Consider the following 10,047-nt stretch of genomic DNA (forward strand, 5'->3'; position numbering starts at 1 on the left):
GGTGCACTTTTCCCTGCATTTGAGGCTGAACGGCATTATAATGGCCGCCACACTGACCGTTCTGATGGAAAGTCATGAAATACCACGACTTACGCGACTTCCTTGCCCTGCTTGAACAGCGTGGGGAATTAAAACGTATCAAACATGAGATCGATCCCGATCTGGAAATGACTGAGATTGCTGACCGCACCCTGCGTGCCGGTGGCCCGGCGCTGCTGTTCGAAAACCCAAAAGGTTATGACATGCCGGTGCTGTGTAACCTGTTTGGCACCCCTGACCGGGTGGCGCTGGGCATGGGCCAGGAAGATGTTAAAGCGTTGCGTGATGTTGGCCGGCTGCTGGCCTTCCTGAAAGAGCCGGAGCCGCCGCGCGGGTTCCGCGACTTCTTTGACAAAATGCCGCAGTGGAAGCAGGTGCTCAATATGCCGACCAAACGGCTGCGCAACGCCCCGTGTCAGGATGAGATCTGGCAGGGCGACGAGGTCGATCTGAGCAGTATCCCGGTCATGAAGTGCTGGCCTGGCGACGCCGCTCCGCTGATAACATGGGGATTGACCGTAACGCGCGGGCCGCTGAAAGAGCGCCAGAATCTGGGCATCTATCGTCAGCAGGTGATTGGCAAAAACAAGCTGATTATGCGCTGGCTCTCCCACCGCGGCGGTGCGCTGGATTTCCAGGAGTGGTGTCAGCAGCATCCCGGAGAACGCTTCCCGGTCTCCGTGGCGCTCGGGGCCGACCCGGCGACCATTCTCGGGGCGGTTACGCCGGTGCCGGACACGCTGTCAGAGTACGCTTTTGCGGGCCTGCTGCGCGGGACTAAAACCGAAGTGGTAAAATGCATCTCCAACGACCTTGAAGTGCCGGCCAGCGCGGAGATCGTGCTGGAAGGCTATATTGAGCCCGGTGAGATGGCGCCTGAAGGTCCTTATGGCGACCATACCGGCTACTATAATGAGGTGGACAGCTTCCCGGTTTTCACCATTACGCACATCACCCAACGGCGTAATGCGATTTACCACTCCACCTACACCGGCCGGCCGCCGGATGAACCGGCGGTGCTGGGCGTGGCACTGAATGAAGTTTTCGTGCCGATCTTGCAGAAGCAGTTCCCGGAAATTGTCGACTTCTACCTGCCGCCGGAAGGCTGCTCATACCGGCTGGCGGTGGTGACGATCAAGAAACAGTATGCCGGGCATGCCAAACGCGTGATGATGGGCGTCTGGTCGTTCCTGCGTCAGTTTATGTACACCAAATTTGTGATTGTGTGCGACGATGATGTCAACGCACGCGACTGGAATGATGTAATCTGGGCGATCACCACACGAATGGATCCGGCAAGGGATACCGTTCTGGTTGAGAATACGCCGATTGATTACCTCGATTTCGCTTCTCCGGTGTCGGGCCTTGGCTCCAAAATGGGGCTGGACGCGACCAATAAATGGCCGGGCGAAACGCAGCGCGAATGGGGCACCCCGATCCGTAAGGATCCGGCGGTTACCGCCCGCATTGATGCTATATGGGATGAGCTGGGAATTTTAAGTGACACGCCGGCGCGCTGACGCGCCGGGTCAAATGATAATGACGACCCGACAGAGGGAACGCATGACAACCTTAAGCTGTAAAGTGACCTCGGTAGAGGCGATTACCGATACCGTATACCGAGTCCGTATGATCCCTGAAGCGGATTTTAGCTTCAAAGCCGGGCAGTACCTGATGGTGATCATGGATGAAAATGATAAGCGTCCATTCTCACTGGCCTCCACGCCGATGGAAAAAGAGATCATCGAGCTGCATATTGGTGCCTCTGAGCTGAACCTCTACGCTATGGCGGTGATGGAACGTATTCAACAGCAGCGGCAGATTACCGTGGATATTCCCCACGGTGACGCCTGGCTGCGTGAGGAGGGCGACCGTCCTCTGGTGCTGATCGCCGGCGGTACCGGTTTCTCCTACGCCCGTTCGATCCTGCTGACCGCGCTGTCCCAGCAGCCTGACCGCCATATCGCCATCTACTGGGGCGGGCGCGAGCTGAAACACCTGTATGACCTGGAAGAGCTGAACGCGCTGGCGATCAAGCATCCAAACCTGAAGGTGGTGCCGGTGGTTGAGCAGCCGGAAGCGGGTTATACCGGACGCAACGGCACCGTGCTGACGGCCGTCATGCAGGATTACGGCAGCCTGGCAGATCATGACATCTATATTGCCGGCCGTTTTGAGATGGCGAAGATTGCCCGTGAGCGTTTCTGTGCGGAACGTGGCGCGCAGGAAGCGCGGATGTTTGGCGATGCGTTTGCCTTCATCTGATCAAAAATGCCGCCCCCGATCGGGGGCGGTGTAACGCGTCTTCTGCCTGCTACGGCTTACGGACGTTCGAATACCGTCGCGATGCCCTGGCCGAGGCCGATGCACATCGTTGCCAGACCAAACTGCGCGTCGCGCCGCTCCATCAGGTTGAGCAGCGTGGTGCTGATGCGGGCACCGGAGCAGCCGAGCGGATGGCCCAGCGCAATGGCCCCCCCATTCAGGTTCACCTTCTCTTCTGTCTTCTCCATCAGCCCGAGATCCTTTATGCACGGCAGTACCTGAGCGGCAAAGGCTTCGTTCAGTTCAAACAGGTCAATATCGTCTGCCGTCAGGCCGGCGCGTTTCAACGCCAGCTGCGACGCGGGCACCGGGCCGTAGCCCATAATCGACGGATCGCAGCCGACCACCGCCATGGCGCGGATGCGTGCCCGCGGCGTCAGGCCCAGTTCCCGGGCGCGTGACTCGCTCATCACCAGCATCGCCGCCGCGCCGTCGGACAGCGCCGAGCTGCTGCCCGCCGTGACGCTGCCGTTAACCGGATCGAACGCCGGACGCAGCGCCGCCAGACTTTCCAGACGGGTATCCGGGCGGATCACTTCGTCACGGTCATAGCAGGTCAGCCCACCGTCGGCATTGTGTCCGTTAGTGGCGACAATCTCGCTGGCGAAATGCCCGGCTTCGGTGGCGGCCCAGGCCCGCTGGTGCGAACGTGCGGCAAAGCGATCCTGCATTTCACGGCTGATGCCGTGCATGCGGGCCAGCATTTCAGCGGTCAGACCCATCATCCCCGCCGCTTTCGCCACGCTGCGCCCCAGCCCCGGGTGGAAATCCACCCCATGGTTCATCGGCACATGGCCCATATGCTCTACGCCGCCGATCAGGCAGGCACGCGCATCGCCGACCATAATGGCGCGGGCGGCGTCATGCAGCGCCTGCATAGAGGAACCGCACAGGCGATTCACCGTGGTGGCCGGCACCCGGTGGGGGATGTCGGCCAGCAGCGCCGCGTTGCGGGCAATGTTAAACCCCTGCTCCAGCGTCTGCTGAACGCAGCCCCAGTAAATATCATCCAGTTCGGCGGCCGCCAGCGCCGGATTACGCAACAGCAGGCTGCGCATCAGGTGGGCGGAAAGATCCTCGGCCCGCACGTGGCGGAAGGCACCACCTTTAGAGCGGCCCATCGGCGTGCGGATGGCATCAACAATTACGACATTTTCCATATTGCGCTCCTCACGCCGTTTTCAGAATGGCATCACCCGCTGGGGTGGCCTGTGGGTACCAGCTTGCGGCACTGGCGGCTTTGTCGGCCAGGCTCTGCGGGATGTGATACAGCGGACCCAGTGCGTGGAAGGCTTCTGCCTCTGCCACCACGCGGTCGCTGCCCAGCGTATCCAGATAGCGGAACACGCCACCACGGAATGGCGGGAAGCCCAGCCCGTAAACCAGCGCCATATCGGCTTCTGCCACGCTGGCGATGATGCCTTCTTCCAGGCAACGCACCACTTCGTTGATCATCGGGATCATCATTCGGCTGACGATCTCCTCGTCGCTAAAGGATCGTACAGATGCCACCACTGTTTGCAGCAGCATATCGATTCCGTCGTCAGCGACCTTCTTCGTTTTACCCTTTGCATCGGTTTCCCAGCGCCAGAAGCCGAGCTGGTTCTTCTGGCCGTAACGGCCGGCATCAAACAGCACGTCGATGGCATCGCGATCGGTTTTCTTCATTCGAGCCGGGAAACCATCGGCCATCACCTGCTGGGCGTGATGCGCGGTATCAATCCCTACCACGTCCAGCAGCCACGACGGCCCCATCGGCCAGCCGAAGCGTTTTTCCATTACCCGGTCGATCTGGCGAAAATCCGCTCCGTCCCGCAGCAGCAGGCTGAATGCGGCAAAGTAGGGGAACAGCACCCGGTTCACGAAGAAGCCGGGGCAGTCATTGACTACGATCGGGGTTTTTCCCATCTGGCTGGCCCACGCCACCACGGTGGCGATGGTCCTGTCGGCGGTTTTACTGCCGCGGATCACCTCCACCAGTGGCATACGCGGTACCGGATTGAAAAAGTGCATGCCGCAGAAATTTTCCGGACGCTGCAGTGAACCGGCCAGCAGGCTGATGGGAATGGTGGAGGTGTTGGACGCCAGAATCGCGTCCTGGCGCAGCTGTGCCTCAGTCTCCTGCAGCACCGCCGCTTTGATTTTCGGGTTCTCCACCACCGCCTCCACCACCACGTCCACCCGGTCGAAACCGGCGTAGTTCAGCGTCGGCTGAATGGCTCCGATCACGCTGGCCAGCTTCAGGCCGTCGATGCGGCCGCGCTCCAGCTGTTTAGTCGACAGCTTCGCGGCTTCACCCATGCCCAGCGCCAGCGCTTTCTCACTGATGTCCTTCATCAGCACCGGTACGCCTTTCCAGGCAGACTGCCAGGCGATACCGCCCCCCATAATGCCGGCACCGAGCACGGCAGCACGTTGTGGCACCACCACGTCACGGGTCAGCTGGCGGGCTTTAGCTTTCAGCGCCTGCTCGTTAAGGAAGATGCCTACCAGTGCACGTGCCTCTGGTGAACGCGCCAGCGGGACAAACGCCGCCGTTTCCAGCGCCAGCGCCTGTTCACGCCCCATACCGGCGGCAGCCTCAATGGTTTTCACCGCGGTAAGCGGGGCGGGGTAGTGTTTACCGGCGGTTTGCTGCACCATCGCTTTGGCGGTGGTAAAGCTCATCGCCGCCTCAATTCTGCTCAGTTTCAGCGGCTGCAGTTTACACTGCCGCTTTTCACGCCACGCCTGCCTGCCGTCGATCGCTTCGTTCAGTAGCGCGATTGCCGCCGTCTGCAGCTTCTCTGGTGCGACGATGGCATCGATCAGCCCGATTTTTAGCGCCTGTGGCGCATCGACATCTTTTCCGGCGGCGATAATCTCCAGCGCGCCGTCGGCACCCAGCAGACGGGGCAGGCGCACCGAACCGCCAAAGCCGGGCATGATCCCAAGCCGGGTTTCCGGCAGGCCGATGCGCAGGTCGGCGCTGGCGATACGGTAGTCGGTCGCCAGCACGCACTCGCAGCCGCCGCCCAGCGCATAGCCGCTGATGGCCGAGACGGTCGGCACCGGCAGGTCTTCCAGTCGGTTGAAGATGCTGTTGGCGAAGCCCAGCCAGTCGGTCAGTTTTTGCGCCGGTGCGGCGAACAGCGAGAGAAATTCGGTAATGTCGGCCCCGACGATAAAGGCGGGTTTGGCCGAGCGCAGCAGCAGGCCGCGCAGCGCCGGCTGCTGCTCCAGCACGGCAATCGCCTCGCCGAGGCTGGCAACGGTGCGGGTATCAAGCTTATTCACTGAACCGGGGGCATCAAAAACCAGCTCGGCGATGCCGTCCGCCAGCCAGTTGAGGGTAAGTGTTTCGCCTTGGTAGAGCATGTCTGTCTCCTGAGCCACGATGGAATGAACTGGTCATACCAGATGTCAATCAGTGTGGGAGCTATGTTAAATATTTGCAAACAGCACTTTGCTTATTTGCAAACAAGATCACAGCCACCGCATAACGCCATCCCTTCCGAGGCTGTGCTAAAATGCCCTCAATTTCGCCAACACGGAGACAGGATGATGGAATCGCTGGTCACGCTCTATCAGGAGCATGTTAAAACGCTGCAGCAGCGCGCGCAGCAGGTGCTGGCGCGTCATAAGCTTGATGCGATGTTGATCCATTCCGGGGAGCTGCTGACGGTCTTCCTTGACGATCATACCTACCCGTTTAAGGTCAACCCGCAGTTTAAAGCCTGGGTGCCGGTGACCAGCGTGCCGAACTGCTGGTTATGGGTGGACGGTGTGAATAAGCCGAAACTGTGGTTCTACTCTCCGGTGGACTACTGGCATAACGTTGAGCCATTACCCCGCAGCTTCTGGACCGATGAGATTGAGGTGGTCGGGCTGAAGAGTGTGGATGAGATCGCGCAGCTGCTGCCGGCCAGCCGACAGAACGTCGCCTACATCGGGCCGGTACCCTCACGCGCCAGCGCGCTGGGCTTCAGCAGCGGACAGATCAACCCACAGGGGGTGATCGACTATCTGCACTATCATCGCGCTTACAAAACTCACTACGAGCTGTACTGCCTGCGTCAGGCGCAGAAAATTGCGGTTAACGGCCATCGCGCGGCTAAAGAGGCGTTTTTGTCGGGGCTGAGCGAGTTCGATATCAATAATGCCTATCTCAGCGCCACCGGGCACCGTGATACTGACGTCCCTTACGGCAATATTATTGCTCTCAACGAGCACGCCGCCGTGCTGCACTACACCAGACTCGATCATCAGCCGCCGGAAAAACGTCGCAGTTTTCTGATTGATGCGGGTGCTGAGTATCACGGTTACGCGGCGGACCTGACCCGCAGCTATGCCGCCAGCGAGGGCAGCGACTACGCGCAGCTGGTAAAAGACATGAATACGGAAGAGCTGGCGCTGGTGGGCACCCTGAAAGCCGGCGTGCGCTATACCGACTATCACCAGCAGATGCACTTTCGTCTGGCCAGCCTGCTGCTGAAGCATCAGCTGGTGAAGAACATCAGCGCAGAAGCGATGGTTAAAGAAGATCTGACCGGGCCGTTTATGCCGCACGGCATCGGTCATCCGCTAGGCCTGCAGGTCCATGACGTCGCCGGCTTTATGCAGGACGAGGGCGGTACGCATCTTCCCGCACCTCAGCAGTACCCGTATCTGCGCTGCACCCGTATGCTCGAACCGCGTATGGTGCTGACCATTGAACCCGGCATCTATTTCATCGATTCCCTGCTGGCACCGTGGCGGGCGGGCAAGTTCAGCCACCATTTCGACTGGGCAAAAATTGACGCGCTTAAGCCGTATGGCGGCATCCGCATCGAGGATAACGTGGTTATCCATGCCGGCAGCATCGAAAATATGACCCGCGACCTGCATCTCGCCTGATGGATGCCTGGGATATTCCGGCTGAGTCGTTCAGCTTCAGCGAGGAGATTAAGAAAAGCCGCTTTATCACCCTGCTGGCCCACACCGATGGCGTCGAGGCGGCGCGGGCGTTTGTTCAGCAGGTAAAACTGGCGCACCCGACGGCGCGCCATCACTGCTGGGCGTGGGTAGCGGGCGCGCCGGACGACTCACAGCAGCTCGGCTTCTCCGACGACGGTGAACCTTCCGGTACGGCGGGCAAGCCGATGCTGGCGCAGTTGATGGGCAGTCAGATTGGTGAGATCGCGGCGGTGGTAGTGCGTTACTATGGCGGCATTCAGTTGGGAACCGGCGGGCTGGTGAAAGCCTATGGCGGTGGCGTCCAGCAGGCGTTGCGGGCGTTACCGCGTCGGGTGAAGGTGCCGATGCTGCCGTTTCGGGTGATCTGCGACTATGCCCAGCTGGCTGACGTTGAGCGGCTGGCCAGCCGGTTTGACGGACAGATCGTCAGCAGTGAATTTCTGCACAATGTCATCGTCACGCTGGCGCTGCCGCAGGCCCGGGTAGCAGGCTTCAGGCAAAACTTGTCGGATATGAGCCGGGGCGCGTTACAACTCCTCCCGCTTGATTAATCGTTTATTGTAGGAAAGGAACGGCAGCATGCATCTTCGTGCCATTACCCGCATCGTGGGTTTACTGGTTATTTTATTCTCCGGCACGATGATCGTGCCCGGGCTGGTCGCGCTGATTTACCGTGACGGGGCCGGACGGGCATTCACCCAGACCTTCTTTATGGCGCTGATGATCGGCACGCTGTTATGGTGGCCGAACCGCAAGCAGAAGCGCGAGCTGAAGCCGCGGGAAGGATTTCTGATCGTGGTGCTGTTCTGGACGGTGCTGGGCAGCGTGGGGGCGATGCCGTTTATTTTTGCCGAACAGCCGAACCTCTCGCTGACCGATGCCTTCTTTGAGTCATTCTCCGGGCTGACCACCACCGGGGCGACTACGCTGGTGGGGCTGGATTCACTGCCCAAAGCGATTCTGTTTTACCGACAGATGCTGCAGTGGCTGGGCGGCATGGGGATCATCGTGCTGGCGGTAGCGATTTTGCCTATTCTGGGGGTCGGGGGCATGCAGCTCTATCGTGCTGAAATGCCCGGGCCGCTGAAGGATAATAAAATGCGGCCGCGTATCGCCGAAACCGCCAAGACGCTGTGGCTAATCTACGTTTTACTCACCGTTGCCTGCGCGGTCTCGCTCTGGGTGGCGGGTATGTCACTGTTTGATGCGATCGGCCACAGCTTTGCCACCATCGCCATCGGTGGCTTTTCAACCCATGATGCCAGCATCGGCTATTTTAACAGCCCGACGATTAACACTATCATCGCCATCTTCCTGCTGATCTCCGGCTGTAACTACGGTCTGCACTTCTCATTACTTAGCGGGCGTAATCTGCGCGTCTACTGGCGGGACCCGGAATTCCGCATGTTTATTGGCGTGCAGCTGACGCTGGTAACCGTCTGTACCCTGGTGCTTTATTTCCATGACGTCTATAAAACGGGGATGCAGACGCTGAACCAGGCGTTTTTCCAGGTGGTGTCGATGGCGACCACTGCCGGCTTCACCACCGACAGTATCGCCAACTGGCCGCTGTTCCTGCCGGTGCTGCTGCTCTGCTCGGCGTTTATCGGCGGTTGTGCCGGTTCCACCGGCGGTGGATTGAAGGTGATCCGCATTCTGCTGCTGTTCAAGCAGGGTTCCCGCGAACTGAAAAGGTTGGTTCACCCCAATGCCGTCTATACCATCAAGCTTGGTACCCGTGCGTTGCCAGAGCGTATTCTTGAAGCCGTATGGGGATTCTTCTCCGCCTACGCGCTGGTGTTTATTCTGAGTATGCTGGCGATCATTGCTACCGGCGTGGATGACTTCTCTGCCTTTGCGGCGGTGGTGGCCACGCTGAACAATCTCGGGCCGGGCCTGGGCGTAGTGGCCGACAACTTTACCTCGATGAACGATGCAGCCAAGTGGATCCTGATTTTAACGATGCTTTTCGGGCGTCTTGAAGTCTTTACCCTGTTAGTGTTGTTTACGCCGACCTTCTGGCGTGAATAAGTGAGAGTGAAATGATGAAAGCGTTAATCCTCTATTCCAGCCGTGACGGCCAGACCCGTGAGATCGCCACCTGTATTGCCAGCGCGCTTAAACAGCAGCAGGAGTGTGACGTGGTTAATCTGCATCATATGCAGCAGCCCGACTGGGCGCAGTACGACCGGGTGCTGATCGGTGCTTCCATTCGCTACGGCCATTTTCAGCCGCAGGTTGAGAAGTTTGTCAAAATGCACGGTAATGAACTGCAGGCTCGGGTAAGCGGCTTCTTTTCCGTAAACCTCACCGCGCGTAAAGCAGAGAAGCGTACGCCGCAGACCAATCCTTATACCCGTAAGTTTCTGCTGCGCTCACCCTGGGAACCTGACTGCTGCGCCGTTTTTGCCGGTGCGCTGCGTTATCCACGCTATGGACTGTTTGACCGGGTAATGATTCAGCTGATTATGCGAATGACCGGCGGTGAAACGGATAGCAGTAAAGAAGTAGAGTACACGGACTGGGAACAGGTGACCCGTTTTGCCCAGGAATTTGCTGATTTACCGAGCAAATAGCGGTGAAAACAGACGCTTCGTTGAAAAAAAACGCTGTCAGCGTTTTTTTTTAAATAAACACTTGTCACCCGTCGGGAACTCCCTATAATGCGCCTCCATCGACACGGAACAACGGCTTACAGGCCAGCGTGTTGAGAGGTTCAGGAAGTACTCTGAACCGCCGGAAAAAACT

General features: G+C 59.1%; 8 protein-coding genes. 6 read left to right on the forward strand and 2 right to left on the reverse strand.

Going from position 1 to position 10,047, the window contains the following annotated elements; translation table 11 throughout:
• The first annotated feature begins 74 nt into the window (after positions 1-74).
• Together ubiD and fre are read left to right on the forward strand one after the other, a co-directional pair.
• The gene (ubiD, locus tag ASF13_RS08560; RefSeq protein ID WP_056234836.1) at positions 75-1,559 is read left to right on the forward strand and encodes a 4-hydroxy-3-polyprenylbenzoate decarboxylase; all 1,485 of its coding nucleotides are present in this window, start codon (positions 75-77) and stop codon (positions 1,557-1,559) included.
• A 43-nt stretch (positions 1,560-1,602) separates the two neighbouring features.
• The gene (gene fre, locus ASF13_RS08565) at positions 1,603-2,304 is read left to right on the forward strand and encodes an NAD(P)H-flavin reductase (protein ID WP_056234839.1); all 702 of its coding nucleotides are present in this window, start codon (positions 1,603-1,605) and stop codon (positions 2,302-2,304) included.
• 56 nt (positions 2,305-2,360) lie between these two features.
• On the opposite strand, the gene fadA is transcribed toward fre, so the two are convergent.
• A complete protein-coding gene (gene fadA / locus ASF13_RS08570; RefSeq protein ID WP_056234842.1) occupies positions 2,361-3,524 on the reverse strand; it encodes an acetyl-CoA C-acyltransferase FadA in 1,164 nt (387 codons plus the stop codon).
• A 10-nt stretch (positions 3,525-3,534) separates the two neighbouring features.
• Positions 3,535-5,721, reverse strand: coding sequence for a fatty acid oxidation complex subunit alpha FadB (fadB, locus tag ASF13_RS08575; protein ID WP_056234845.1), 2,187 nt, complete (start codon positions 5,719-5,721; stop codon positions 3,535-3,537).
• Positions 5,722-5,907: 186 nt separating this feature from the next.
• On the opposite strand from fadB, the gene pepQ reads away from it, so the two are divergent.
• The 4 genes from pepQ to hemG are packed head-to-tail and all read left to right on the forward strand — an operon-like array spanning position 5,908 to position 9,875.
• Complete coding sequence (gene pepQ, locus ASF13_RS08580) at positions 5,908-7,239, forward strand: Xaa-Pro dipeptidase (RefSeq protein ID WP_056234873.1); 1,332 nt, start codon at positions 5,908-5,910, stop codon at positions 7,237-7,239.
• Positions 7,239-7,850, forward strand: a complete 612-nt coding sequence (locus ASF13_RS08585) for an IMPACT family protein (protein ID WP_056234848.1) — start codon at positions 7,239-7,241, stop codon at positions 7,848-7,850. The genes pepQ and ASF13_RS08585 overlap by 1 nt, the downstream gene beginning before the upstream one ends.
• 28 nt (positions 7,851-7,878) lie before the next feature.
• Positions 7,879-9,330 carry a Trk system potassium transporter TrkH gene (gene trkH, locus ASF13_RS08590; RefSeq protein WP_056234850.1) on the forward strand — a complete coding sequence of 484 codons (1,452 nt, stop codon included), beginning with the start codon at positions 7,879-7,881 and terminating at the stop codon, positions 9,328-9,330.
• Between the two features lie 14 nt (positions 9,331-9,344).
• Entirely contained in the window at positions 9,345-9,875 is a 531-nt protein-coding gene (gene hemG, locus ASF13_RS08595; protein ID WP_056234875.1) for a menaquinone-dependent protoporphyrinogen IX dehydrogenase, read from the forward strand.
• The last annotated feature ends 172 nt before the right edge of the window (positions 9,876-10,047 follow it).

Origin of the sequence: Erwinia sp. Leaf53 (assembly GCF_001422605.1) — a bacterium.
GTDB lineage: Bacteria > Pseudomonadota > Gammaproteobacteria > Enterobacterales > Enterobacteriaceae > Erwinia.

Bases quoted from the DNA above. Each gene is read 5' to 3' on its own strand.
- trkH (WP_056234850.1), top strand. From the start codon at position 7,879: ATGCATCTTCGTGCCATTACCCGCATCGTGGGTTTACTGGTTATTTTA.
- ubiD (WP_056234836.1), top strand. From the start codon at position 75: ATGAAATACCACGACTTACGCGACTTCCTTGCCCTGCTTGAACAGCGT.
- fadB (WP_056234845.1), bottom strand. From the start codon at position 5,721: ATGCTCTACCAAGGCGAAACACTTACCCTCAACTGGCTGGCGGACGGC.
- ASF13_RS08585 (WP_056234848.1), top strand. From the start codon at position 7,239: ATGGATGCCTGGGATATTCCGGCTGAGTCGTTCAGCTTCAGCGAGGAG.
- pepQ (WP_056234873.1), top strand. From the start codon at position 5,908: ATGGAATCGCTGGTCACGCTCTATCAGGAGCATGTTAAAACGCTGCAG.
- hemG (WP_056234875.1), top strand. From the start codon at position 9,345: ATGAAAGCGTTAATCCTCTATTCCAGCCGTGACGGCCAGACCCGTGAG.
- fadA (WP_056234842.1), bottom strand. From the start codon at position 3,524: ATGGAAAATGTCGTAATTGTTGATGCCATCCGCACGCCGATGGGCCGC.
- fre (WP_056234839.1), top strand. From the start codon at position 1,603: ATGACAACCTTAAGCTGTAAAGTGACCTCGGTAGAGGCGATTACCGAT.